25 protein-coding genes are annotated in these 23,791 nt (G+C 70.4%); 4 read left to right on the forward strand and 21 right to left on the reverse strand.

The window, feature by feature from the left end:
- Positions 1 to 61: 61 nt before the first annotated feature.
- Entirely contained in the window at positions 62 to 634 is a 573-nt protein-coding gene (locus FGW31_RS10465) for a cob(I)yrinic acid a,c-diamide adenosyltransferase (RefSeq protein WP_142193122.1), read from the forward strand.
- A 401-nt stretch (positions 635 to 1,035) separates the two neighbouring features.
- Here FGW31_RS10465 and FGW31_RS10470 read toward each other — a convergent pair whose 3' ends face one another.
- From FGW31_RS10470 to FGW31_RS10480, 3 genes are all read right to left on the reverse strand, one after another.
- On the reverse strand, positions 1,036 to 1,998 hold the full coding sequence (locus tag FGW31_RS10470) for an IS481 family transposase (protein ID WP_142193123.1): 963 nt from the start codon (positions 1,996 to 1,998) through the stop codon (positions 1,036 to 1,038).
- A 110-nt stretch (positions 1,999 to 2,108) separates the two neighbouring features.
- Positions 2,109 to 2,306 carry a DUF5708 family protein gene (locus tag FGW31_RS10475; RefSeq protein WP_142193124.1) on the reverse strand — a complete coding sequence of 66 codons (198 nt, stop codon included), beginning with the start codon at positions 2,304 to 2,306 and terminating at the stop codon, positions 2,109 to 2,111.
- Positions 2,303 to 2,887, reverse strand: a complete 585-nt coding sequence (locus tag FGW31_RS10480) for a hypothetical protein (RefSeq protein ID WP_142193125.1) — start codon at positions 2,885 to 2,887, stop codon at positions 2,303 to 2,305. The genes FGW31_RS10475 and FGW31_RS10480 overlap by 4 nt, the downstream gene beginning before the upstream one ends.
- A gap of 152 nt (positions 2,888 to 3,039) precedes the next feature.
- Between FGW31_RS10480 and FGW31_RS10485 the strand changes: the two genes are divergently transcribed.
- From FGW31_RS10485 to FGW31_RS10495, 3 genes are all read left to right on the forward strand, one after another.
- Positions 3,040 to 4,233, forward strand: a complete 1,194-nt coding sequence (locus tag FGW31_RS10485) for a sensor histidine kinase (protein ID WP_142193126.1) — start codon at positions 3,040 to 3,042, stop codon at positions 4,231 to 4,233.
- On the forward strand, positions 4,230 to 4,871 hold the full coding sequence (locus FGW31_RS10490) for a response regulator (protein WP_142193127.1): 642 nt from the start codon (positions 4,230 to 4,232) through the stop codon (positions 4,869 to 4,871). Before FGW31_RS10485 ends, FGW31_RS10490 begins: the two co-directional genes overlap by 4 nt.
- Before the next feature lie 155 nt (positions 4,872 to 5,026).
- Positions 5,027 to 6,850: a glycoside hydrolase family 18 chitinase gene (locus tag FGW31_RS10495; RefSeq protein ID WP_142193128.1), complete on the forward strand. Its 1,824-nt coding sequence runs from the start codon at positions 5,027 to 5,029 to the stop codon at positions 6,848 to 6,850.
- A gap of 154 nt (positions 6,851 to 7,004) precedes the next feature.
- Here the strand turns inward: FGW31_RS10495 and FGW31_RS10500 are convergent, their stop codons facing one another.
- The 18 genes from FGW31_RS10500 to FGW31_RS10585 all read right to left on the reverse strand — a co-directional run bounded on the left by FGW31_RS10500 (position 7,005) and on the right by FGW31_RS10585 (position 23,684).
- Complete coding sequence (locus FGW31_RS10500) at positions 7,005 to 7,451, reverse strand: DUF2550 domain-containing protein (protein WP_142193129.1); 447 nt, start codon at positions 7,449 to 7,451, stop codon at positions 7,005 to 7,007.
- Positions 7,452 to 7,579: 128 nt separating this feature from the next.
- Entirely contained in the window at positions 7,580 to 7,957 is a 378-nt protein-coding gene (locus FGW31_RS10505) for a F0F1 ATP synthase subunit epsilon (protein ID WP_142193130.1), read from the reverse strand.
- 132 nt (positions 7,958 to 8,089) lie between these two features.
- On the reverse strand, positions 8,090 to 9,526 hold the full coding sequence (gene atpD / locus FGW31_RS10510; RefSeq protein WP_142193131.1) for a F0F1 ATP synthase subunit beta: 1,437 nt from the start codon (positions 9,524 to 9,526) through the stop codon (positions 8,090 to 8,092).
- On the reverse strand, positions 9,526 to 10,443 hold the full coding sequence (locus FGW31_RS10515; RefSeq protein WP_142193132.1) for a F0F1 ATP synthase subunit gamma: 918 nt from the start codon (positions 10,441 to 10,443) through the stop codon (positions 9,526 to 9,528). The genes atpD and FGW31_RS10515 overlap by 1 nt, the downstream gene beginning before the upstream one ends.
- A 21-nt stretch (positions 10,444 to 10,464) precedes the next feature.
- Positions 10,465 to 12,057 carry a F0F1 ATP synthase subunit alpha gene (atpA, locus tag FGW31_RS10520; RefSeq protein WP_142193133.1) on the reverse strand — a complete coding sequence of 531 codons (1,593 nt, stop codon included), beginning with the start codon at positions 12,055 to 12,057 and terminating at the stop codon, positions 10,465 to 10,467.
- A 135-nt stretch (positions 12,058 to 12,192) separates the two neighbouring features.
- Positions 12,193 to 13,008 carry a F0F1 ATP synthase subunit delta gene (locus FGW31_RS10525; protein ID WP_142193134.1) on the reverse strand — a complete coding sequence of 272 codons (816 nt, stop codon included), beginning with the start codon at positions 13,006 to 13,008 and terminating at the stop codon, positions 12,193 to 12,195.
- Complete coding sequence (locus FGW31_RS10530; RefSeq protein WP_142193135.1) at positions 13,005 to 13,553, reverse strand: F0F1 ATP synthase subunit B; 549 nt, start codon at positions 13,551 to 13,553, stop codon at positions 13,005 to 13,007. Before FGW31_RS10530 ends, FGW31_RS10525 begins: the two co-directional genes overlap by 4 nt.
- 40 nt (positions 13,554 to 13,593) lie before the next feature.
- On the reverse strand, positions 13,594 to 13,827 hold the full coding sequence (gene atpE / locus FGW31_RS10535; RefSeq protein WP_031485821.1) for an ATP synthase F0 subunit C: 234 nt from the start codon (positions 13,825 to 13,827) through the stop codon (positions 13,594 to 13,596).
- 75 nt (positions 13,828 to 13,902) lie between these two features.
- Positions 13,903 to 14,673, reverse strand: a complete 771-nt coding sequence (gene atpB, locus FGW31_RS10540; protein ID WP_142193277.1) for a F0F1 ATP synthase subunit A — start codon at positions 14,671 to 14,673, stop codon at positions 13,903 to 13,905.
- 273 nt (positions 14,674 to 14,946) lie between these two features.
- Positions 14,947 to 15,384 carry a hypothetical protein gene (locus FGW31_RS10545; protein WP_142193136.1) on the reverse strand — a complete coding sequence of 146 codons (438 nt, stop codon included), beginning with the start codon at positions 15,382 to 15,384 and terminating at the stop codon, positions 14,947 to 14,949.
- A gap of 313 nt (positions 15,385 to 15,697) precedes the next feature.
- Entirely contained in the window at positions 15,698 to 17,041 is a 1,344-nt protein-coding gene (locus tag FGW31_RS10550; protein ID WP_142193137.1) for an MraY family glycosyltransferase, read from the reverse strand.
- Between the two features lie 138 nt (positions 17,042 to 17,179).
- On the reverse strand, positions 17,180 to 18,421 hold the full coding sequence (locus FGW31_RS10555; RefSeq protein ID WP_142193138.1) for a serine hydroxymethyltransferase: 1,242 nt from the start codon (positions 18,419 to 18,421) through the stop codon (positions 17,180 to 17,182).
- A 106-nt stretch (positions 18,422 to 18,527) separates the two neighbouring features.
- Positions 18,528 to 19,187, reverse strand: coding sequence for an arsenate reductase/protein-tyrosine-phosphatase family protein (locus tag FGW31_RS10560; protein ID WP_142193139.1), 660 nt, complete (start codon positions 19,185 to 19,187; stop codon positions 18,528 to 18,530).
- A gap of 52 nt (positions 19,188 to 19,239) precedes the next feature.
- Positions 19,240 to 19,887, reverse strand: a complete 648-nt coding sequence (locus FGW31_RS10565) for an L-threonylcarbamoyladenylate synthase (RefSeq protein WP_142193278.1) — start codon at positions 19,885 to 19,887, stop codon at positions 19,240 to 19,242.
- 53 nt (positions 19,888 to 19,940) lie between these two features.
- Positions 19,941 to 20,786, reverse strand: a complete 846-nt coding sequence (gene prmC, locus FGW31_RS10570; RefSeq protein WP_142193140.1) for a peptide chain release factor N(5)-glutamine methyltransferase — start codon at positions 20,784 to 20,786, stop codon at positions 19,941 to 19,943.
- Between the two features lie 26 nt (positions 20,787 to 20,812).
- On the reverse strand, positions 20,813 to 21,880 hold the full coding sequence (gene prfA / locus FGW31_RS10575) for a peptide chain release factor 1 (protein ID WP_142193141.1): 1,068 nt from the start codon (positions 21,878 to 21,880) through the stop codon (positions 20,813 to 20,815).
- Between the two features lie 325 nt (positions 21,881 to 22,205).
- A complete protein-coding gene (gene rpmE / locus FGW31_RS10580) occupies positions 22,206 to 22,427 on the reverse strand; it encodes a 50S ribosomal protein L31 (RefSeq protein WP_142193142.1) in 222 nt (73 codons plus the stop codon).
- Positions 22,428 to 22,583: 156 nt separating this feature from the next.
- Positions 22,584 to 23,684: an LCP family protein gene (locus FGW31_RS10585; RefSeq protein ID WP_142193143.1), complete on the reverse strand. Its 1,101-nt coding sequence runs from the start codon at positions 23,682 to 23,684 to the stop codon at positions 22,584 to 22,586.
- Between the last annotated feature and the right edge of the window lie 107 nt (positions 23,685 to 23,791).

Consider the following 23,791-nt stretch of genomic DNA (forward strand, 5'->3'; position numbering starts at 1 on the left):
GGTGACCGGGCGGCGCCGGGAGGGATGTCCCGGCGCCGCACCGCGGAACTAGGGTGGTCGCATGGTCAACCTGACGCGCATCTACACCCGGACCGGAGACAAGGGCACCACCAACCTCGGCGACATGAGCCGGGTGCCCAAGACCGATCTGCGGATCTCCGCCTACGCCGACGCCAACGAGGCCAACGCGGTGATCGGCACGGCGATCGCGCTCGGCGGCCTGGAGCACGACGTCGTCCAGGTCCTCACCCGGGTGCAGAACGACCTGTTCGACGTGGGCGCGGACCTGTCGACGCCGGTGGCCGAGAACCCCGAGTTCCCGCCGCTGCGGGTCGAGCAGTTCTACATCGACCGGCTGGAGGCGGACTGCGACCGCTTCAACGAGCGGCTGGACAAGCTCCGCTCCTTCATCCTGCCCGGCGGCACCCCGGGCGCGGCCCTGCTGCACCAGGCCTGCACGGTCGTACGGCGGGCCGAGCGCTCCACCTGGGCCGCCCTCGAGGCGCACGGCGAGAGCATGAACCCGCTCACCGCCACCTACCTCAACCGCCTCTCCGACCTCCTGTTCATCCTGGCCCGCATCGCCAACAAGGAGACCGGCGACGTGCTGTGGGTGCCGGGCGGCGAACGCTGAGACCGGGGCCCGGCGTTCGGATCGTCCCGGGGTCGCGGGCCCGGCTCGGACCGTGCCGGGGCGGCGGGCCCGGCTCGGATCGTCCCGGGGCACGCGGGGCCCGGCTCGGATCCTCCCGAGGCCGCGGGGCCCAGCTCGGATCCTCCCGAGGCCGCGGGGCCCAGCTCGGATCGGCCCGAGGCCGCGGGACCAGCTCGGATCGGCCCGAGGCCGCGGGCCCGGCTCGGATCCTCCCGAGGCCGCGGGGCCCAGCTCGGATCGGCCCGAGGCCGCGAGGCCCAGCTCGGATCGTCCCGAGGCCGCGGGGCCCAGCTCGGATCGTCCCGAGGCACGCGGGGCCCGCTCGGATCGGCCGGAAGGCGCCGTTGTCTGGAGTCGGACCGATCCGGAAACGACAGGCCCTAGCTGTGCTGTCCGGACAGGTTGGTGACGCGGCTGGCGGGTGTCTGGCCGTCGATGCCGGTGTGGGGTCGGTGGTAGTTGTACCAGTCCAGCCAGTCGGGAAACGTGGCCTGGCGTTCGCGGTCTGAGGTGTAGGGCCGCTGGTAGGCCCACTCCTCGAGCAGGGTGCGGTGGAAGCGTTCGACTTTGCCGTTGGTCTGCGGCCGCCAGGGCCTCGTCCAGCGGGGGCTGATGCCCAGCTCGTGGCAGGTCTGGCGCCAGGTGTTCTTGGTGTAGGCCCAGGCGTTGTCGGTCAGCACGCGCTCGACGGTGACGCCTTGCTGGGCGAACCAGGCAGTTGCCCGTCGCAGGAAGGCTGCGCAGGTGGCGGCCTTCTCATCGGGCAGGTCCTCGGTGTAGGCGAGGCGGGTGTGGTCGTCCAGGGCGGTGTGCAGGTAGGCGTATCCGGTGCCGTTGCGGCGGTCCTGGTTGGCCCGGCCGGCTGCCCGGCCGAGGACCTTGTGGCCGCCGCCGTCGGGGATGCGGCCGAGCTTCTTGACGTCGATGTGGACCAGTTCGCCGGGCCGGGCACGCTCGTAGCGGCGGACGGGTTCGCCGGTGGCCCGGTCGCAGGCGGCGAGCGCGGGCAGGCCGTGCCGGACGAGGACGCGGTGGGCGGTGGAAGCGGCGATGCCGCAACGGGCGGCCAGCCGCACCGGACCGATCCGGTGTTCGCGTCGCAGCCGCACCACCTGCTGTTCGACCGGGGCGGGCGTCTGGCGCGGGCTGTGGTGGGGGCGGCTGGAGCGGTCGAGCATCCCGGCCGGGCCCAGTTGCCGGTAGCGGCCCGCCCAGCGTGCGGCGGTGGTGTGGCTGACCTGGAAGCGTTCCGCGGCCCGCCGCAGCGGCCAGCCTTCGTCCACGACACACCGGGCCAGGCGAAGCCGTCCGGTCGGAGTCAGCGGGGCGTTACGGTGGGACACGAGGGCCTCCTGCGGTCGGGCGTAGATGTCGCAATCCACACCGAACCCAGAAGGCCCTCACCTGTTCAAGCACCCAGCACGCGTGTCACCAACGTCCCGGGACAGCACACCTAGCCGGATCCGGCCGAGGCGCGCACGGCCCGGTACAGGCCGAGCAGCACCTCGGCACCGCCGACGCACATCATCACCACGCCCACCTTGGCGGGCGTGACCACCGGCAGGTCCACTCCGTCGGCGAACAGCCACAGCCCGAGGCCCACCACCAGCGTCCCCGCCCCCGCGAGGAGGTTCCGCGCCGCCCCCGTCATCGGCCGACACGCTCCTTGCCGACGGCCCGCCCGTCCTCCGGCGCGCCCGCCGGGGCCTTCTTCGGCCAGATCCAGTAGGCCAGGGCCACCAGGCCGTGGATGCCGGCCGCACGCCAGGCCGCGAAGCGCCAGTCCTCCAGGGAGGTGGTGCGGGACGGGTCACCGACGTACCAGATGGCGAGTTGCAGCAGCACGGTCGCCACGACGGCGGCCGTCAGCGTGCCCAGCCAGATCCTGGTCTCGTGCCGGGCGCGGGCCAGGCCGTGGCGCGGCGGCCCGAGCGGCTTCGGCGCGCCGCCCAGCCGGTGCGCGGCGTGCCCGTCGAGCCACTTCACCGTGCGGTGGCCGTGGCCCACGGTGTAGCCGATGTAGAGCGCGGCCAGGCCGTGCGTCCAGTTCGGTTCGGCGCCGTTCTTCAGGTCCAGCGCGGTGGCGACCAGCAGCACCACCTCCAGCACCGGCTCGCACAGCAGCAGCGCCAGGCCGGTGCGCGGCATCCTCAGCAGGTAGCGGCAGGCCAGTCCGGCGGCCAGCAGCACCCAGAAGCCGATCTCACAGGCGGCGATCAGGGCGACGATCACGGTTGGCTCCTCTCCGTCACCCCTTCAGGCTCCCGCGCGTTCCGGCCGCGCACGTCGTCACCGCCGACGAACTCGCGGTACACCGAAAGATGCAGTCCAGGACCGTTCGCGGGCATCAGGCGACGCCCCGGCGCACCGTGTTGGATGGGCCCATGGCCGTACGACTCCCCCGACCCCACCGCTTCGACCTGTGGGCCGCGCTCGCCGGGCTGCTCGGCGGGCTGCTGCTGTGGGGCATCGGGCTGGGCACCCGTCCGGCCGACGAACCGATCGTCCTGTTCGACGGGCGCTGGCCGCTGCTCGTCCCGCTCGCCGTGACCGCCGGCTGCGAACTGCTGCGCCGGTCGGCCCCGCGCGTCGCACTGCTCCTCGGCACCCTGGCCCTGACGGCGGACACCGTCACCCAGGGCAGCATCGTCACCGTCCTGATGTACACCGACCTGATGTACGCGGCCGTCCTGTACGGTCCGCCCGCCTCGGCCCGCCGCATCCCGTGGATCACCGGGCTGCTCACCGTCGCCGGATCGCTGGTGCCGTACGCCGTCTGGCGGGTGCCGGAGGCGCTGCTGATCGGGGTGGCCATCGGCGTGGTGTCGTTCGCGCCCGCCTCCACCGGGCTGATCGTGCGCAACCACCGCGAGGCCGCCGACGCGGCCCGGCTGCGCGCCGAACAGACCGCGCTGCTCGCGGAGATGGACCGCGTCCAGGCGGTGACGGCGGAACGGGCACGGATGGCACGGGAGTTGCACGACATGGTCGCCAACCACCTCTCCGCGATCGCCATCCACTCCACGGCCGCCCTGTCGCTCGACGATCCCGCGACGTCCCGGGAGGCGCTCACCGTGATCCGGGAGAACAGCGTCCAGGGACTGTCCGAGATGCGACGGCTCATCGGCCTCCTGCGCGACGGCTCCGGCGACCTGGAGCCGGCCGCGACGCCCACGCTCGACAGCCTCGGCTCCCTGGTCGAGGGCGCCCGCGCCAACGGCCTCGACGTCACCCTGGACGCCGAGTACGACGCCGTGCCCACACCGGTCGGGCTGGCCGCGTACCGCATGGTGCAGGAGTCGCTGACGAACGCGCTGAAGCACGCCGCGCCGGGCCGGGTCACCGTGTGGCTGCGCCGCCTCGACGACGCCCTCGCGCTGCGCGTGAGCAGCCCGCACGGCGACCGTGACGGCCCGCGCGCGCCGGGCTCCGGGGCCGGACTCGTCGGCATGCGCGAGCGGGCCGCGCTGCTCGGCGGCTCGTTCGAGGCCGGGCCGGTCGACGGCCCGGACGGCACGCTGTGGGTGGTCGACGCCACCCTCCCCGTCACCGACACTGCCCAAGGAGCAAGCGAATGATCCGCGTCCTGGTCGCCGAGGACCAGTCCGCCGTCCGCGCGGGACTGGTCCTCATCCTGCGCAGCGCACCCGACATCGAGGTGGTCGGCGAGGCGGCGGACGGAGAGCAGGCGGTGGCGCTGGCCCGTGAACTCGGCCCCGACGTGGTGCTGATGGACGTACAGATGCCGCGGCTTGACGGGGTGTCGGCGACGCGGCGGGTGGTCGCGGAGGGGCTCGCCGACGTGCTGGTGCTGACCACGTTCGACCTCGACGAGTACGTGTTCGGGGCGCTGCGCGCCGGCGCCGCCGGGTTCCTGCTGAAGAACACGGAGGCCAAGGACCTGATCGCGGCGGTGCGCACGGTGGCGCGCGGCGAGGGCATCGTCGCCCCGGCCGTCACCCGGCGGCTGATCGCGGAGTTCGCCGCGAAGCCCGCCCGTCCGGTGACGGCCGATCCGGCGGTGCTCGGCTCGCTCACCCGGCGCGAGCGCGAGGTGCTGTCCTGTCTCGGCGAAGGGCTGTCCAACGCCGACATCGCGGTGCGCCTCGGCATGGCCGAGGCGACGGTGAAGACGCACGTCAGCCGTCTGCTGGGGAAGCTGGAACTGCGCAGCCGGGTGCAAGCGGCGGTGCTGGCGCAGGAGTTGGGGATCTAGCGGAGGAACCGGGAGTCACCGGGACAGTGGTCCAGACCTATTGACCCGTGGTCCAGACCTTTCTATTCTCGCGGCACCGCGAGCGTGATGGCTCAGTCACGCACGCGGCCACACTCGGGTGCGCCCAGCGGCGCAATCACCAGAGGAGGCGCAGCATGCGCTTCAGACACAGAGCCGCGGCAGGGTTCGCGACCCTGCTGCTCCCCTTCGCCGGCCTCGTCGGCCTGGCGAGCCCCGCCCAGGCGGCGACCTCGGCGACCGCCACCTACGCCAAGACCCAGGACTGGGGCTCCGGCTTCGAGGGCAAGTGGACGGTGAAGAACACCGGCACCACCACCATCAACTCCTGGACCGTCGAGTGGGACTTCCCCTCCGGCACCAAGGTCACCTCCGCCTGGGACGCCACGGTCACCAACTCCGGCGACCACTGGACCGCCAAGAACAACGGCTGGAACGGCACCCTCGCCCCCGGGGCGTCCGTCTCCTTCGGCTTCAACGGCAGCGGCACCGGCTCCCCCACCGGCTGCAAGCTCAACGGCGGCAGCTGCGACGGCACGTCCGTCCCCGGCGACGCGGCCCCGTCCGCGCCCGGCACCCCGACCGCCTCCGGCATCACCGACACCTCGGTGAAACTGTCCTGGTCGGCGGCCACCGACGACAAGGGCGTCAAGAACTACGACGTCCTGCGCGACGGCGCCAGGGTCGCCACCGTGACGACCACCTCGTACACGGACTCGGGCCTGGCCAAGGGCACCGACTACTCCTACACCGTGCAGGCCCGCGACACCGCCGACCAGACCGGCCCGGTCAGCGGCGCGGTCCGGGTCCGCACCACCGGCGACACCGAGGAGCCCCCGCCCACCGGCGACAAGGTCAAGCTCGGCTACTTCACCGAGTGGGGCGTCTACGGCCGCAACTACCACGTCAAGAACCTGGTGACGTCCGGCTCCGCCGCCAAGATCACCCACATCAACTACTCGTTCGGCAACGTCAAGAACGGCCAGTGCACCGTCGACGACACCTTCGCCGCGTACGAGAAGGCCTACACCGCCGACCAGTCCGTCAGCGGCACCGCCGACACCTGGGACCAGCCGCTGCGCGGCAACTTCAACCAGCTGCGCCAGCTGAAGGCCAAGTACCCGCACATCAAGGTGCTGTACTCGTTCGGCGGCTGGACCTACTCGGGCGGCTTCGGCCAGGCCGCGGCCAACGCCGCCGCGTTCGCCAAGTCCTGCAAGCAGGTCGTGGAGGACCCGCGCTGGGCCGACGTCTTCGACGGCATCGACATCGACTGGGAGTACCCGAACGCCTGCGGTCTCACCTGTGACACCAGCGGCCCCGCCGCCTTCAGGACCCTCTCCCAGGCGCTGCGCGCCGAGTTCGGCAAGGACTACCTGGTCACCGCGGCCATCACCGCGGACGCCTCCGAGGGCGGCAAGATCGACGCGGCCGACTACGGCGGCGCCGCCCAGTACCTCGACTGGTACAACGTGATGACGTACGACTACTTCGGCGCCTGGGACAAGACCGGTCCGACCGCCCCGCACTCGCCGCTCACGTCGTACGCCGGCATCCCGAAGGAGGGCTTCAACTCGGCCGCCGCCATCGCCAAGCTCAAGGCGAAGGGCGTCCCGGCGAGCAAGCTGCTGCTCGGCATCGGCTTCTACGGCCGCGGCTGGACCGGCGTCACCCAGTCCGCCCCCGGCGGCACCGCCACCGGCCCGGCGACCGGCACCTACGAGGCCGGCATCGAGGACTACAAGGTCCTCAAGAACTCCTGCCCGGCCACCGGCACCGTCGGCGGCACCGCGTACGCCCACTGCGGCAGCAACTGGTGGTCCTACGACACCCCGGCCACCATCAACTCCAAGATGGCCTGGGCCAAGAGCCAGGGCCTGGGCGGCGCCTTCTTCTGGGAGTTCAGCGGAGACACCGCCAACGGCGAGCTGGTGAGCGCCATCGACGGCGGACTGAAGTAGGGCCCGACCCGCACACGACGACACGCACGTAACGCGCCCTCCTCGCCGGACCCGGTCCGGCGAGGAGGGCGCACGCGGTCACGCCACGTTCACCCTCCCCCAGCAGCTCCGCTGCGGGGGGGGACCCCCACCCAGCGGGGCCCTGAACGGCGCTCTACGCGACGTTCACCCTCTGGCCGGGCGGGGCCGCCTCCAGCCACGCGAGGAAACCGGTCAGCGCGTCCTCGCTCATGGCGAGCTCCAGGCGCGTGCCCCGGTGCAGACAGGTGAGGACCACGTAGTCCGTCAGCAGCGCCAGCTCCTCCTCGCCCTCGGGGACGCGGCGGCCGGCCACCTCGATCGCGGAGCGCTCCAGGACCCGGCGCGGACGCGGGGCGTAGGAGAACACCCGGAACCACTCCACCCGGTCGCCGTTGTAGCGGGCGACTCCGTAGGCCCAGCCCTTGCCGCTGGTGTCACCGCCCTCGGGGGTGTCCCAGCGCAGGCTGCAGTCGAACGTCCCGCCCGAGCGCTGGATGAGGCGGCGGCGCAGGCCGAAGACGAAGAGGCCCGCCAGCAGGAGCACCAGCACGATTCCGCACACAGTCAGAGCGAGGATCATCGGCACCGACCTCCTCGTCTCCTAGGTAACGGAACGGAAAAATCATCCAGATCTGCCTCAGCCGCGACCGGCTCCGGATCTCTCCGGTGCCGGCCGCGGCTGAGTCACGTCATCTCACCGCGCCGGGATCAGCGCCCCGCCGTCGCCGCCCGCAGACGGACATCCGCGCGGCGCTGGGCCTCGGTGTCGTCCTCCGCCTTCGCGCGGGCCAGGTCCTGCTCCACGCGCTGGACGTCGATCTCGTCCGACAGCTCGGCGATCTCGGCCAGCAGCGACAGCTTGTTGTCGGCGAACGAGATGAAACCGCCGTGCACCGCGGCGACGACCGTTCCACCGTCACTCGTACGGATGGTCACCGGGCCCGACTCCAGCACACCGAGCAGCGGCTGGTGACCGGGCATGACGCCGATGTCGCCGGACGTGGTGCGCGCGACGACCAGGGTGGCCTCGCCGGACCAGACCTCTCGGTCGGCCGCGACCAGCGCGACGTGCAGCTCAGCAGCCAAGGTGGCTCCTCGGGTCACCACCCGGCGGGTCTGCCGGGTGTTGGTTACAAGTCTAAGGGGCGTGGGAGAGGGGGCGGGACGCGCCCGCCCCCTCGGGTGTGAGCCCCAAGGGGCTCACGGTGAGCTCGGGGCTCAGGAGACGCCCAGCTCCTTCGCGTTCTTCTTCAGGTCCTCGATGCCACCGCACATGAAGAACGCCTGCTCCGGGAAGTGGTCGTACTCACCGTCGCAGATCGCGTTGAACGCGGCGATCGACTCGTCCAGCGGCACGTCCGAACCGTCCACGCCGGTGAACTGCTTGGCGACGTGGGTGTTCTGGGACAGGAAGCGCTCCACGCGACGGGCACGGTGGACGACGAGCTTGTCCTCCTCGCCGAGCTCGTCGATACCGAGGATCGCGATGATGTCCTGCAGGTCCTTGTACTTCTGCAGGATGTTCTTCACGCGCATGGCCGCGTTGTAGTGGTCCTGCGCGATGTAGCGCGGGTCCAGGATCCGGGACGTCGAGTCCAGCGGGTCCACGGCCGGGTAGATGCCCTTCTCCGAGATCGGACGGGAGAGCACCGTCGTCGCGTCGAGGTGGGCGAAGGTGGTGGCCGGGGCCGGGTCGGTCAGGTCGTCCGCGGGGACGTAGATCGCCTGCATCGAGGTGATCGAGTGACCACGGGTCGAGGTGATGCGCTCCTGGAGGAGACCCATCTCGTCGGCCAGGTTCGGCTGGTAGCCCACCGCGGAGGGCATACGGCCGAGCAGGGTCGACACCTCGGAACCGGCCTGGGTGAAGCGGAAGATGTTGTCGATGAAGAACAGCACGTCCTGCTTCTGGACGTCACGGAAGTACTCGGCCATGGTGAGGCCGGCCAGCGCGACGCGCAGACGGGTGCCCGGGGGCTCGTCCATCTGACCGAAGACGAGCGCGGTCTTGTCGATGACACCGGACTCGCTCATCTCGTCGATGAGGTCGTTGCCCTCACGGGTGCGCTCACCGACACCGGCGAACACCGACACACCGTCGTGGTTGTTGGCGACGCGGTAGATCATCTCCTGGATGAGCACCGTCTTGCCGACGCCGGCACCACCGAACAGGCCGATCTTTCCACCCTTGACGTACGGGGTGAGAAGGTCGATGACCTTGACGCCGGTCTCGAACATCTCGGTCTTCGACTCGAGCTCGTCGAAGTTCGGCGCCTTGCGGTGGATCGGCCAGCGCTCACCGTCGTAGGACTCGTCGACGTTCAGCACCTCACCGAGGGTGTTGAACACCTTGCCCTTGGTGAAGTCGCCGACGGGGACGGAGATGGCCGTGCCCGTGTCGGTCACCGGGGCCTGGCGGACCAGACCGTCGGTGGGCTGCATGGAGATGGTGCGGACCAGGCCGTCACCGAGGTGCTGCGCGACCTCGAGGGTCAGCGTCTTGAGCGCACCCTCCTGGGCCGGGTCGGCGACCTCGACGTGCAGCGCGTTGTAGATCTCCGGCATCGCGTCGACGGGGAACTCCACGTCGACGACCGGGCCGATGACCCGGGCGACGCGGCCCGTAGCCGTCGCGGTCTCAACAGTGGTGGTCATTAGTTGTCACTCCCCGCGTTCGCGTCGGCCAGGGCACTGGCGCCACCGACGATCTCGCTGATTTCCTGGGTGATTTCGGCCTGGCGGGCCGCGTTGGCAAGACGGGAGAGCGTGTTGATCAGCTCGCCCGCGTTGTCGGTGGCCGACTTCATCGCGCGCCGCGTGGCGGCGTGCTTCGAAGCGGCCGACTGGAGCAGCGCGTTGTAGATCCGGCTCTCCACGTAGCGCGGCAGCAGGGCGTCGAGGACGTCCTCCGCCGAGGGCTCGAAGTCGTACAGCGGCAGGATCTCGCCCTTGGTGGCGCTCTCCTCCGCGACCTCTTCGAGACGCAGCGGAAGCATCCGGGAGTCCACCGCCGTCTGCGTCATCATCGAAACGAACTCGGTGTAGACGATGTGGAGTTCGTCCACGCCGCCGTCCGCCGTCTCGTCCCGGATGGCCTCGATCAGCGGAGCCGCGACCTTCTTGGCGTCCGCGTACGAGGGCTCGTCGGTGAAGCCCGTGAACGACTCCGCGACGTCACGCTCGCGGAAGTTGTAGTGGGCCAGACCGCGGCGGCCGACGATGTACGTGACGACCTGCTTGCCCTCGCGCTCCAGGCGCTCGGTCAGCTGCTCCGCCGCCTTGATGGCGTTGGAGTTGAAGGCGCCGGCCAGACCGCGGTCGCTCGTGAGGAGCAGGACCGCGGCACGGGTCGGGTTCTCCGCCTCCGTGGTGAGCGGGTGCTTGGTGTCCGACCCGGTACCGACCGCCGTGACCGCGCGGGTGAGTTCCCGCGCGTACGGCGTGGAGGCCGCCACCTTGCGCTGCGCCTTGACGACGCGCGAGGCGGCGATCATCTCCATCGCCTTGGTGATCTTCTTGGTCGCGGTGACGGATCGGATGCGACGCTTGTAGACCCGGAGCTGGGCTCCCATGAGTCAGGTCCCTTCCTTACGTCACTTGGCGGCAGCGGCCGGGGCGTCCTCGCCGAGCAGCTTGCCGTCGCTCGTCTCGAACTGCTTCTTGAAGTCCGCGATCGCCTCGGCGACGGCCTGCAGGGTGTCGTCGGACATCTTGCCGCCCTCGCGGATGGAGGTCATGAGGCCCTGCTCCTTGCGGTGCAGGTACTCCAGCAGCTCCTTCTCGAAGCGGCGGATGTCGGAGACCGGAACGTCGTCCATCTTGCCGGTGGTGCCGGCCCAGACGGAGACGACCTGGTCCTCGGTGGACATCGGCTGGTACTGGTCCTGCTTGAGCAGCTCGACCATGCGCTGGCCGCGCTCCAGCTGCGCCTTCGACGCGGCGTCCAGGTCGGAACCGAAGGCGGCGAACGCCTCCAGCTCACGGAACTGGGCCAGGTCCACACGCAGACGGCCGGAGACCTGCTTCATCGCCTTGTGCTGCGCGGAACCACCGACTCGGGAGACGGAGATACCGACGTTCAGCGCGGGGCGCTGACCGGCGTTGAACAGGTCCGACTCCAGGAAGCACTGGCCGTCGGTGATGGAGATGACGTTGGTCGGGATGAACGCCGACACGTCGTTGGCCTTGGTCTCGACGATCGGCAGACCGGTCATCGAGCCCGCGCCCATGTCGTCGGAGAGCTTGGCGCAGCGCTCCAGCAGGCGGGAGTGCAGGTAGAAGACGTCACCCGGGTAGGCCTCGCGGCCCGGCGGGCGGCGCAGCAGCAGGGAGACGGCGCGGTAGGCGTCGGCCTGCTTCGACAGGTCGTCGAAGATGATCAGGACGTGCTTGCCCTCGTACATCCACTGCTGACCGATGGCCGAACCGGTGTACGGCGCCAGGTACTTGAAGCCGGCCGGGTCGGACGCCGGGGCGGCGACGATGGTCGTGTACTCCAGCGCGCCGTTCTCCTCCAGCGCGCGGCGGACCGACGCGATGGTGGAGCCCTTCTGGCCGATGGCGACGTAGATGCAGCGGACCTGCTTCTTCGGGTCGCCGGAGCGCCAGTTGTCACGCTGGTTGATGATCGTGTCGACGGCCAGGGCGGTCTTGCCGGTCTGGCGGTCGCCGATGATCAGCTGGCGCTGACCACGGCCGATCGGGGTCATGGCGTCGACGGCCTTGTAGCCCGTCTCCATCGGTTCGTGCACCGACTTGCGCTGCATGACCGTGGGGGCCTGCAGTTCGAGGGCGCGGCGGCCCTCGGTCTCGATCTCGCCGAGGCCGTCGATCGGGTTGCCGAGCGGGTCGACCACGCGGCCGAGGTAGCCCTCGCCCACGGCGACGGACAGCACCTCGCCGGTACGGGTGACCGGCTGGCCCTCCTCGATGCCGCTGAACTCACCGAGGACGATGGCACCGATCTCGCGCTCCTCGAGGTTGAGGGCGAGGCCGAGGGTGCCGTCCTCGAACTTCAGCAGCTCGTTGGCCATGGCCGAGGGCAGGCCCTCGACCTTCGCGATGCCGTCGCCGGCAAGGGTGACCGTACCGACCTCCTCGCGCGAGGCCGCGTCCGGCTTGTACGACTGGACAAAGTTCTCCAGCGCGTCCCGGATCTCCTCCGGCCGGATCGTGAGCTCCGCCATCTGAGTTCCCTGCTCTCCTTGTTGGGCCCGAAGTTTCACTTGGGGGGTATGGGGACTCCCCCCAATAAGAGGTGAATCCTCTGCACGGCCCAACCAGGGCCGTAAGTACGTACTGCTTATGTCAGAGTGTGCTGCTCAGCTCGCCAGCCGACGGCTCGCGTCTTCGAGCCGGTCCGCGAGGGAGCCGTTGATGACCTCGTCACCGACCTGCACCCGGATCCCGCCGACGACCGCGGGGTCGACGTCGAGGTTGAGGTGCATGCGGCGGCCGTAGAGCTTCGCGAGGGCGTCGCCCAGGCGCTGCTTCTGCCCGTCGCTCAGCGGCACCGCGGAGGTGACCACGGCCACCATCCGGTCGCGACGCTCGGCGGCGAGCTTGGACAGGGACTCGAGTCCCGACTCCAGGCTACGTCCCCGCGGCGCGGTCACGAGACGCGTCACCAGACGCTCGGTGCTCGCGTTCGCCCTGCCGCCGAGCAGGCTGCGCAGCAGCTCGCCCTTGGCGGAGACGGTGGCGCTCCGGTTGGTCAGCGCGGCACGCAGCTCGGTGTTGGAGGAGACGATCCGGCCGAACCGGAACAGCTCGTCCTCGACGTCGTCGAGCGCGCCGGCCTTCTGGGCGGCGGTGAGGTCGGCGAGGTTCGCCAGCTCCTCGAGCGCGTCCACCAGGTCGCGCGACTGCGACCAGCGGGAACGCACCATGCCGGACACCAGGTCGGCGGCCGGACCGCTGACCTGCGAGCCGAGCAGGCGCCGGGCCAGGTCGGCCTTGGCCTCACCGGCCTGCGCCGGGTCGGTGAGGACCCGACGCAGCGACACCTCGCGGTCGAGCAGCGCGGTGACGGCGGCCAGCTCACCGGCGAGCGAGCCGGCGTCCACGGACGTGGAGTCCGTCAGCGCGTCGAGACGCTCACGTGCGGCTGCCAGGGCCTCGCGGCTCGCTCCGTTCATCGCGCGGCCTCGGCCTTCTGGTCGAGCTCGTCGAGGAAGCGGTCGATCACGCGGCTCTGCCGGGCGTGGTCCTCGAGGGACTCGCCGACGAGCTTGCCGGCCAGGTCGGTGGCGAGCTTGCCGACGTCCTGGCGCAGCGCGGACGCGGCGGCCTTGCGGTCGGCCTCGATCTGCGCGTGACCGGCGGCGATGATCTCCTCGCGCTGACGCTGGCCCTCGGCCCGCATCTCGGCGATGAGCGTGGCGCCCTGCTCCTGCGCCTCCTGGCGCAGACGCGCGGCCTCGTGCCGGGCTTCGGCGAGCTGTGCCTTGTACTGCTCGAGCACGCTCTTGGCCTCGACCTGCATGGCCTCGGCCTCTTCGATACCGCCCTCGATCGCCGCGCGGCGCTCCTCCAGAACCTTGTTGATGTTCGGAAGCAGCTTCTTCCAGAAGACGAAGAAGACGATGGCGAAGGCGATGGTGCCGACGAGCAGCTCGGGGCCCGGAGGAATGAGCGGGTTCTGCTCCTCCTCGGCCGCCAGCTGTACCAGGTTGGCGATCACATCAATGCCTTTCGTTGAAAGGTTGGCTCGTCAGGGTCCGTCATCCGTAGACGAACGGCATGACGATGCCGATGAGGGCGAGCGCCTCACAGAAGGCGAAGCCCAGGATCTGGTTGGCGCGGATCAGGCCGGCCGCCTCGGGCTGGCGGGCGAGGGCCTGGGTGCCGTTACCGAAGATGATGCCGACGCCGACGCCGGGGCCGATCGCGGCGAGGCCGTAGCCGATGGAACCGATGTTGCCTTCGACGGCGGCGAGGGTCTCAAGGGCAGCCATGCTGATTCTTCCTTCTCTTTCATGGACCGGCGGGGGTTGGCCACCGGACGTTCAAAGGGGTCTGGGCCGGGTCGCTCAGTGGTGCTCGGCGAGCGCGCCCTGGATGTACGAGCAGGCCAGCAGTACGAAGACGTACGCCTGGACGGCCTGCACGAAAAGTTCGAAGAGGATCATGACCATGGTCATGATGAAGGAGACGCCGGCTGCCGGGATCATCCAGCTGTTCAGCAGGTACCAGGAGGCGACGGTGAACATCACCAGCATCAGGTGACCGGCGAACATGTTGGCGAAGAGTCGCACGGCGTGGGTGAACGGCCGGACCAGCAGGTTCGAGAAGAACTCGATGACCATGACGAGCGGCAGCACCGCGCCGAGCGACTTGTCGTAGCCCGTCACGTTCTTGAAGAAGCCGACGAAGCCGTGGCGCTTGAAGGTCAGCCCCACCCAGATGATCCAGACGATCAGCGCGAGGACCATGGGGTACGCGATGATCGACGAGACCGGGAACTGGGCCAGCGGGATCACGGACCAGATGTTCATGATCCAGATGAAGAAGAACAGCGAGACCATGAAGGGGACGTACTTCTCGCCCTCCTTCTTGCCGAGGGTCTCGTAGACGATGCCGCGGCGGACGAAGTCGTAGCCGGCCTCACCGACCATCTGCAGCTTGCCCGGCACCACCTTGGCCTTGCCGAAGGCCGCCCAGAAGAAGCCGATGACGAGGACGGTGGTGATGAGCGCGAGCAGCATCACCTTGTTGAACTCGAACCCACCCACAGTGGTGATCGGCTTGAAGAGGAACGAGTGCAGGCCCGGAGCCGGAAAGCCACACCCGTTGTCGGACATGATCCGACAGCTCCAGTCAAAGGCGAGCTGGGTCTGGTCAGCACTCACCGCGGGCTCCTTCGGCGTGACGCATAGGTACGGCAACCTCGTTGTGTCGGCGCGGCGCGCAGCCGCGGATCGGCACCGGACAGGTGTTACGGATGTGGGGGCGGCTGGGGGGCATCGAGCCTCGCGATGGAGCAGGCGTCAGCTCGGATGCCCGCGCCCGCGATGCCGCAGTTGGCACCGGACGATAGCAGGATCTCTCATGCGCCTTTATCCCGGCCCTACCCCTCACGACGAGTGCCCCGACTTGTCGGCCTTCCGGCCCGTCGTCGAATCGGGCTCGACGTAGAGGATCTTGGCCTTCATGTGCGCACGGGTCTGCGCGACGATCCATGCCAGGGTGCCGGCGACCAGCGTGAACGCGAAGGCCTTGGGGTGGAACAGCGTGGTGTCCTTGAAGGCCGTCAGGAAGACGAACAGCAGCAGGATCTGAGCCGCGTAGAGCATCAGCCCCATGGCCTGGAACAGATGCGGAAGCGATTTGGCGGTGCGCTGCAGGACGTACAGGCCGATCCCCATGAACAGGATCACCACCGCGGTGGCGACGAGCGCCCCGACCGCTCCCTTTCCGCCCGCGACCACGCCACTGACGACGGCGGCGACAGCGCCGACGGCAGCCGTGGGCACAGCGGCCTGGGCCAGGGTCCGGACGTCGTTGGACGGCATGGCGGCAACTCCGCATTTCACAGGGGGCAGGGGTGTCGTCATGGACGAGCGTAGTCCCCCGGGTGGAGTGTGAAGACCTCACGAGAATGGGCCGTCGCACTACGGCCCTTCGGCTCTGTCCCGGGTTCTCGTGAACGGTATCACAAACTATTTGATGCAGTCTTTACCTGAATGGCGTGCCAACCGTCACACGTGAGAGTGAACTCGCGCGTTCGAGCGAGAACCCGTGCGGTCTGTCTGGTAATGGGGGGAATCGCACCCCCAAAGCAGACCCATCACCGCACCACGACTTGGCAATGCTCTAGTCGGATTCTTACCTTGACCGTGACCGGTCGGCCAGACGTGCGCGGGGTCCCACGGCGGTCGCACCGTTGACGCCGGAGACACCGGCGGCCACCGGGGTGCGGTGCGCGGGCTCCTCCTCGTCGTCGTCGCCGGCCGCCTCGTACGACGCGGGAGCCGACGCCTCCGGGGCCGTCGCCGCCGCCCGGCGCCTGCGGTAGCGCGGCGGGACGAAGGCCTCCGCCCAGCGCGGGGCGCGCGGGGTGAAGCGCGGCAGCAGAAGCAGCACCAGCCCGATCGTGGAGAGGATGACCACACTCAGCACGATCCACATCGAGGCCGAGTTCACCGAGTACGTCAGCGCACCGAAGGCGATGAGCGCCGACCAGAAGTACATGATCAGCACCGCGCGGCTGTGCGAGTGCCCGATCTCCAGCAGCCGGTGGTGCAGGTGCCCCCGGTCCGCCGCGAACGGCGACTGGCCGCGCCAGGTGCGGCGCACGATCGCCAGGATCAGGTCGGCGGCCGGCACCGCGATGATCGTCAGCGGCAGCAGCAGCGGGATGTACACCGGCACCGTCTGGTGCACGGCCTCCTTCTCCGAACCCGCGAACAGCTTCAGCGCGTCCGGGTCGACCTGCCCGGTGACGGAGATGGCGCCGGCCGCCAGCACCAGGCCGATCAGCATCGAGCCGGAGTCGCCCATGAAGATCCGCGCCGGGTGCATGTTGTGCGGCAGGAAGCCCAGGCACATGCCCATCAGGATCGCCGCGAACAGCGTCGCCGGAGCGGCGGCCTCGATGCCGTACGAGTACCAGATGCGGTAGGCGTACAGGAAGAACGCCGTCGCCGCGATGCACACCATGCCGGCCGCGAGACCGTCGAGGCCGTCCACGAAGTTGACCGCGTTGATGGTGATGACGACCAGCGCCACCGTCAGCAGCGTGCCCTGCCACTGGGTGAGGGCGACCGAGCCGACGCCCGGGATCGGGAGCCACAGGATCGTCAGACCCTGCATCACCATCACACCGGCGGCGATCATCTGGCCGCCCAGCTTGATCAGCGCGTCGATCTCGAACTTGTCGTCCAGCACACCGATCAGCCAGATCAGCGCGGCCCCGGAGAGCAGGGCCCGCGGCTCGTTGGACTTCTCGAAGAGCTGGCTCAGGTTGGTGAGGTGGTCGGCGACCAGCAGGCCCGCGCACAGTCCGAAGAACATCGCGATACCGCCGAGCCGCGGAGTGGGTTCCCGGTGCACGTCACGTGCCCGGATCTCCGGCATCGCCCCGGCCACGATCGCGAACTTCCGTACCGGTCCGGTCAGCAGGTACGTCACCGCGGCCGTGATGCAGAGCGTCAGCAGGTATTCACGCACGGGCTTCCCCACAGGTCTCGCTGGCCATCACAGCCCCACACCCTAGCGAGGCGCGCATATGGGTGGGGACTTCCGGGTAGCGACGATGGTTGCACGCGTGGCTGTGCACACGCTCGCACCTACCCGTTCCGGCCACCTTCAGCGCGGATAGGGCGGAAACGCCGCGGTCAGTTCCCGTACGTCCGCGCGGGCCCGCGCGGCGTCCGTGCCGCCCCGCAGGACGCTCGCGAGCAGCCCCGCGACGAGCCGCATCTCCGCCGCCCCCATGCCCTGCGTCGTCACCGCCGCCGTGCCCAGGCGCAGCCCTCGGTCGTCGGCGTGCGGCAGCGCACAGCAGTCCAGCACCACTCCGGCGGCCGCCAGCAGGCCGCGGGCGGTGCGCCCGTCGACGCCGAGCGGCGCCGGGTCGGCGGTGATCAGGTGGGTGTCGGTGCCGCCGGTGGTCACGATCAGGCCCTCGTCGGCCAGCGCGGCGGCCAGCGTCCGCGCGTTGGCGACGACCTGGTGCGCGTACGCGGCGAAGGCCGGGGTCGCCGCCTCGCCGAAGGCGACCGCCTTGGCGGCGATGGTGTGCATCTGCGCCCCGCCCTGGGTGAACGGGAACACCGCGCGGTCGACGCGCTCGGCCAGTTCGCCGCCGCACAGGAGCATCCCGCCGCGCGGACCCCGCAGCACCTTGTGCGTCGTCGCGCACACGATGTCCGCGTACGGCACCGGACTGGGCGCCGCTCCCCCGGCGACCAGGCCGATGGGGTGCGCGGCGTCCGCGATGAGGTAGGCGCCCACCTCGTCGGCGACCTCGCGGAAGAAGGCGTAGTCGAGGTGGCGGGGGTAGGCGATGGAGCCGCAGACGATCGCCTTGGGACGGTGGGTGCGGGCCAGGGTGCGGACCTGGTCGTGGTCGACGAGGCCGGTCTCCGCGTCCACGCCGTAGCCGACGAAGTCGAACCAGCGGCCGGAGAAGTTGGCGGGCGAGCCGTGGGTGAGGTGGCCGCCGTGCGGCAGCCCGAGGGCCAGCACGGTGTCGCCGGGACGCAGCAGGGCGGCGTAGGCGGCCAGCACGGCCGACGAACCGGAGTGCGCCTGAACATTGGCGTGTTCGGCGCCGAACAGGGCCCTGGCCCGCTCCACGGCGAGCCGCTCGGCCACGTCGACGATCTCGCAGCCGCCGTGGTGCCGGCTGCCCGGGTAGCCCTCGGCGTACTTGTTGGCCAGCGGTGAGCCGAGCGCCGCCAGCACGGCCGGCGAGGTGAAGTTCTCGGCGGCGATCATCTGGAGGGTGGTCGACTGCCGCTCGCGCTCCCCGAGCAGCACGTCGGCCAGCTCGGGATCCTGACGCCGCAGGACATCGGCCTCGACGAGGGCATGGGTGACCGGCATGGTGGGCTCCCGAACGTCGGCACTGACGTAGGACCAATGTAGGCCCGCCGCGGCCGCAGCGCGTGCGCTGTTGCTCCCACCGCCGCGACATTCCTCCAGCGCCCGCCTACGTCCGGGCCGCTACCCCCGTCAGCGCCGTCACCACGGGATCCAGCGCCTCGTATATCTCGTCGCCGATCGACCGGAAGAACGTCAGCGGCGCCCCGTACGGGTCGTACACCTCGTCCGCCTCGGCCGTGGGCGCCAGCAGCCATCCGCGCAGCGCAGCGGCCGCCCGCACGAGCGCCCGGGCCCGCATGACCAGCCCGTCCTCCAGCGGCGGCAGCGTCGCCGGGTCGATCGCGTTCACCAGCCGCGTGAACTCCTTCAGCGTGAAGGTCCGCAGCCCCGCCGAGTGCCCCATGGAGATGACCTGCGCGCGGTGGTCCCGCGTCGCCGTCAGCACCAGGTCGGCGCGGATGACGTGGTCGTCCAGCAGCTCACGGCCCACGAACCCGGACGCGTCCGCGCCGAACTCCGCCAGCACGGTCTCCGCGTGGGCCTCCATCGGCGCGCCCTCGTGCCCCCAGGTGCCCGCGCTCTCCACGATCAGACCGCCGCCGAGGATGCCCAGCCGCTGACTCACGAAATGCCGGGTCAGCCGCTCGGTGATGGGCGAGCGGCACACGTTTCCGGTACTGACGTGGAGGATGCGGAACGTGTCGCGCGGAAACCCGAAGGTGGTGGTCACTTCCGCGCTGGACTCCCCGTTGCCTATGCCACGCATGGGGGTCCCCCCTGCTCGAGCGGAGCCGAGAGCTCGGGGGCCTCAGGGGCCGTCAATTCGCCACCTCGAGGTCGGGTACGACCTTGCGCAGTTCCTCCGCCGAGATCGCTCCGGCGCGCAGCAGCACGGGCACGGGCCGTGTGACGTCGACGATCGAGGAGGGGACGTTGCCGGGCGTGGGACCGCCGTCGAGGTACACGGAGACGGAGTCGCCGAGCATCTCCTGCGCGGCGTCGCAGGTCTCCGGCGCCGGGTGGCCGGTGAGGTTGGCGGAGGAGACGGCCATCGGGCCGACCTCGGTGAGCAGTTCGATGGCGACCGGGTGCAGCGGCATGCGCACCGCGACCGTGCCGCGGGTGTCGCCGAGGTCCCACTGGAGGGACGGCTGGTGCTTGGCGACCAGGGTCAGCGCGCCCGGCCAGAACGCGTCGACCAGCTCCCACGCCAGCTCGGAGAAGTCGGTGACCAGGCCGTGCAGCGTGTTCGGGGAGCCGATGAGGACGGGTGAGGGCATGTTGCGGCCCCGGCCCTTGGCCTCGAGCAGGTCGCCGACGGCCTCCGCGGTGAACGCGTCGGCGCCGATGCCGTACACGGTGTCCGTGGGCAGCACCACCAGTTCGCCGCGGCGGACGGCGGAGGCGGCCTCGCGCAGACCGGTGGTGCGGTCCGTGGCGTCGTTGGTGTCGTATCGCCGAGCCATCTGGCGGGCCTCCTCGTACACGTGCTGCTGAAGGGTCGGAGTCTTCGGGGTGGTCACGGCAGCGCCTTGCGGGCGGTCGCGAACCGGGGACGGTTGTTCAGGTCGGGATGGTCGGCGGCGTCGGTCCAGCCGCGGTCCTCGGCGAAGATCCACGGCACCTGGCCGCCCTGGGTGTCGGCGTGCTCGACGACCACGACCCCGCCGGGGCGCAGCAGCCGGTGCGCGGTGCGCTCCAGGCCGCGGATCAGCTCCAGGCCGTCCTCGCCGGAGAACAGGGCGAGGTCGGGGTCGTAGTCGCGGGCTTCCGGGGCGACGTACTCCCACTCGGTGAGCGGGATGTACGGCGGGTTGGAGACGACCAGGTCGACCTGGCCGTCGAGGTCGGGGAAGGCCGTCAGGGCGTCTCCCTGGCGCAGCTCGACCCTGGACCCCTCCATGTTCTTGCGGGTCCACACCAGGGCGTCCTCGGACAGCTCCACGGCGTGCACGCGGGAGCGCGGCACCTCCTGGGCGAGGGCCAGCGCGATCGCGCCGGAACCGGTGCACAGGTCGACGATGCACGGCTCCACGACGTCCATGGCGCGGACGGCGTCTATGGCCCATCCGACGACCGACTCGGTCTCCGGCCGCGGCACGAACACACCCGGCCCGACCTGGAGTTCCAGGTAGCGGAAGTAGGCGCGCCCGGTGATGTGCTGGAGCGGCTCGCGCGCCTCGCGGCGGGCGATGACCTCCCAGTAGCGGGCGTCGAAGTCGGAGTCCTTCACGACGTGCAGCTCGCCGCGCTTGACGCCGTGCACGAATGCGGCGAGTTCCTCCGCGTCGGTGCGCGGAGAGGGCACGCCGGCGTCGGCGAGCCGCTGGGTGGCCTGGGCCACCTCGGCGAGCAGCAGGTTCACGCTGGTCCTCCGGGCTGGGTGCGGGGTTACGCGGCGGCGAGCTTGGCGGCCGAGTCCGCGTCGACGCAGGCCTGGATCACCGCGGCGAGGTCGCCGTCCAGGACCTGGTCCAGGTTGTACGCCTTGAAGCCGACGCGGTGGTCGGAGATGCGGTTCTCCGGGAAGTTGTACGTGCGGATCTTCTCGGAGCGGTCGACGGTGCGGACCTGGCTGCGCCGGGCGTCGGCGGCCTCCCTCTCCGCCTCCTCCTGGGCCATGGCGAGCAGCCTGGAGCGCAGGATACGCAGTGCCTGCTCCTTGTTCTGCAGCTGGCTCTTCTCGTTCTGGCAGGAGGCGACGACTCCGGTCGGGATGTGCGTGATGCGCACGGCGGAGTCGGTGGTGTTGACGGACTGCCCGCCGGGACCGGAGGACCGGTAGACGTCGATGCGCAGGTCGTTCGGGTTGATCTCGACGTCGACCTCCTCGGCCTCGGGGGTCACCAGGACGCCCGCCGCGGAGGTGTGGATGCGGCCCTGCGACTCGGTGGCCGGCACCCGCTGCACCCGGTGCACGCCGCCCTCGTACTTCAGTCGCGCCCACACGCCCTGTCCGGGCTCGATCTGGCCGCGGGCCTTCACGGCGACCTGGACGTCCTTGTAGCCGCCCAGTTCGGACTCGGTGGCGTCGATGATCTCGGTCTTCCAGCCGACGCGCTCGGCGTAGCGCAGGTACATGCGCAGCAGGTCGCCGGCGAACAGGGCGGACTCGTCGCCGCCCGCGCCCGCCTTGATCTCGAGGATGACGTCCTTGTCGTCGCTGGGGTCGCGCGGGACCAGCAGCAGCCGCAGCTTCTCGGTGAGCTCCTCGCGCTGCTGCTCCAGGTCCTTGACCTCGGCGGCGAAGTCCGGGTCGTCGGCGCCGAGTTCACGCGCGGTCTCGATGTCGTCGCCGGTCTGCTTCCAGGAGCGGTACGTGGCGACGATCGGGGTGAGCTCGGCGTAGCGCTTGTTCAGCTTGCGCGCGTTCGCCTGATCGGCGTGGACCGACGGGTCGGCGAGCTTCTTCTCCAGGTCGGCGTGCTCGGCGACGAGTTCCTCGACGGCCTCGAACATCTTGGGCTCCTGCTGGTACGTGGGTGAAGGGGCGGCGACCAAAAACGCCGGTCCCGGCCCGCCCCCGGGCGGGGGCGCGACCGTGGACCGGCGCTAGGGCCTGCCCGGCGGATCAGGTCGGAGGAAATCCGCCGTACCTCTCAGTGCCGGTGAGCGGGGCCTGGTGCGTGCAGCTGCAAGGCGGAGGAAGGAGCCGACGCGATGGAGGTCCCTCCCGCGTGAGCGCAGCCGAGCGTGGGGTCGGCGACCGACCACAACGCCGCAGATGTGCGTGCCAGGCCCCGCGTCTCCGACAGGATCCGCCGGGCAAGCCCTAGAGGGCTCGCTACTTCTTGGAGCCGGCGGCCTTGCCGAAGCGGGCCTCGAAGCGGGCCACACGGCCACCGGTGTCGAGGATCTTCTGCTTGCCCGTGTAGAACGGGTGGCACTCGGAGCAGACCTCGGCACGGATGGTGCCGGCGGAGATCGTGCTGCGGGTGGTGAACGACGCGCCGCAGGTGCAGCTGACCTGCGTCTCGACGTACTCGGGGTGGATGTCGCGCTTCAAGGTGTCTCCTAGGTTCCGGGAGGGCGCCGGGTCGCCGCCGCGGGATGCGGGAGCGTGAACCGGGGCCGACGTACCAGTCTGCCAGGACTGGCGCCATCCCCCAAAACCGGGTGGCCGGCTCCGGTATTCCCGCGCCGCCGGGAACGGCGGACCGTGTCACGAACGGACCACGTCCTCGGCTTCACCGCCGGCTGTGCCCTCGGTGGCGCTCTTCGGGATCGGCCGGTCGTTCTTCAGGGCGTCCCAGACCAGCTGGGCCTTGTCCGTGTCGGGCAGGACGCGGTTGAGGTCGGCGGGGTCGTACTGGACCGGCATGGTGACCATGCGCATGGCGCCCGGGCCGATGCCCTTCATGCCGTTGGCGAAGGAGACCAGGGCGTTCACCGAGCCCAGGTCGGAGTCGGTGGTGACGGCCTTGGTGGCGCTGTCGGCGAGGTCGTACAGCTTCTTGGGGCTGGTGAGGACGCCGACCTCGTTGACCTGCCGCACCAGCGCCCTGACGAACGCCTGCTGGAGCTGGATGCGGCCGAGGTCGGAGCCGTCGCCGACGCCGTGCCGGGTGCGGACCAGGCCGAGGGCCTGTTCGCCGTCGAGGCGGTGGGCGCCGGCCGGGAGGTCGAGGTGGCTGTCGGGGTCCTTGATGGCCTCGGAGGTGGTGACCTCGACGCCGCCGACGTCGTCGACGAGTTTCTGGAAGCCGGCGAAGTCGATCTCCAGGTAGTGGTCCATGCGCAGGTCGGTGATCGACTCGACGGTCTTCACCGCGCAGGCCGCGCCGCCCGTGGAGTAGGCGGAGTTGAACATCACGCCGTCGGCGGCCGGGTGGGTGCCGCCGTCGGTGTCGGTGCACTCGGGGCGGTCGATGAGGGTGTCGCGCGGTATGGACACCACGCTGGCCTTCTTGCGGCCCTCGTAAACGTGCACGACCATCGCGGTGTCGGAGCGGGCGCTGCCGTCGTCGGCGCCGCCGCCGAGCTTCTGGTTGCCGCCGGCGCGGGTGTCGGAGCCGAGGACGAGGATGTTCTCGGATCCGTTGTCGGCCTTCTGGGGCCGGTCGGTGCCGAGTGCCTGCTCGATGTCGACGCTCTCGAGGTTGCCGTTGAGCTTGAAGTACAGGTAGCCGGCGCCGGTGCCGCCCAGGACGACGATGCCCGCGGCGGTCCATGCCGCGACCTTGAGGCCCGTGTGCCGCTTGTCGCGCGGCTTGCGGCGGCGCCCCTTGGTGCCCCGGCGTTCCGTCCTGTTCTCGACAGACATCTGCTCCTCAGCTCATCTCCGGTCGGTTACCCCCTGCGTTCGGTGCCAAGCAGGCACGTCCTCGGCCTGTACGACACCTGTCGTCGTGCTGTCGGCTCAGACGGGGA

Origin of the sequence: Streptomyces calvus (assembly GCF_006782915.1) — a bacterium.
GTDB lineage: Bacteria > Actinomycetota > Actinomycetes > Streptomycetales > Streptomycetaceae > Streptomyces > Streptomyces calvus.

Excerpts from the sequence above, each read along its gene's own strand:
- atpD (WP_142193131.1), bottom strand. The coding sequence starts at position 9,526 with ATGACCACCACTGTTGAGACCGCGACGGCTACGGGCCGCGTCGCCCGG.
- FGW31_RS10485 (WP_142193126.1), top strand. The coding sequence starts at position 3,040 with ATGGCCGTACGACTCCCCCGACCCCACCGCTTCGACCTGTGGGCCGCG.
- prfA (WP_142193141.1), bottom strand. The coding sequence starts at position 21,880 with ATGTTCGAGGCCGTCGAGGAACTCGTCGCCGAGCACGCCGACCTGGAG.
- FGW31_RS10490 (WP_142193127.1), top strand. The coding sequence starts at position 4,230 with ATGATCCGCGTCCTGGTCGCCGAGGACCAGTCCGCCGTCCGCGCGGGA.
- FGW31_RS10475 (WP_142193124.1), bottom strand. The coding sequence starts at position 2,306 with ATGACGGGGGCGGCGCGGAACCTCCTCGCGGGGGCGGGGACGCTGGTG.
- atpE (WP_031485821.1), bottom strand. The coding sequence starts at position 13,827 with ATGGCTGCCCTTGAGACCCTCGCCGCCGTCGAAGGCAACATCGGTTCC.
- FGW31_RS10495 (WP_142193128.1), top strand. The coding sequence starts at position 5,027 with ATGCGCTTCAGACACAGAGCCGCGGCAGGGTTCGCGACCCTGCTGCTC.
- atpB (WP_142193277.1), bottom strand. The coding sequence starts at position 14,673 with ATGTCCGACAACGGGTGTGGCTTTCCGGCTCCGGGCCTGCACTCGTTC.
- FGW31_RS10565 (WP_142193278.1), bottom strand. The coding sequence starts at position 19,887 with ATGGCTCGGCGATACGACACCAACGACGCCACGGACCGCACCACCGGT.
- FGW31_RS10555 (WP_142193138.1), bottom strand. The coding sequence starts at position 18,421 with ATGCCGGTCACCCATGCCCTCGTCGAGGCCGATGTCCTGCGGCGTCAG.
- FGW31_RS10545 (WP_142193136.1), bottom strand. The coding sequence starts at position 15,384 with ATGCCGTCCAACGACGTCCGGACCCTGGCCCAGGCCGCTGTGCCCACG.
- FGW31_RS10585 (WP_142193143.1), bottom strand. The coding sequence starts at position 23,684 with ATGTCTGTCGAGAACAGGACGGAACGCCGGGGCACCAAGGGGCGCCGC.
- atpA (WP_142193133.1), bottom strand. The coding sequence starts at position 12,057 with ATGGCGGAGCTCACGATCCGGCCGGAGGAGATCCGGGACGCGCTGGAG.
- FGW31_RS10465 (WP_142193122.1), top strand. The coding sequence starts at position 62 with ATGGTCAACCTGACGCGCATCTACACCCGGACCGGAGACAAGGGCACC.
- FGW31_RS10515 (WP_142193132.1), bottom strand. The coding sequence starts at position 10,443 with ATGGGAGCCCAGCTCCGGGTCTACAAGCGTCGCATCCGATCCGTCACC.
- FGW31_RS10560 (WP_142193139.1), bottom strand. The coding sequence starts at position 19,187 with ATGCGTGGCATAGGCAACGGGGAGTCCAGCGCGGAAGTGACCACCACC.
- FGW31_RS10525 (WP_142193134.1), bottom strand. The coding sequence starts at position 13,008 with ATGAACGGAGCGAGCCGCGAGGCCCTGGCAGCCGCACGTGAGCGTCTC.
- FGW31_RS10500 (WP_142193129.1), bottom strand. The coding sequence starts at position 7,451 with ATGATCCTCGCTCTGACTGTGTGCGGAATCGTGCTGGTGCTCCTGCTG.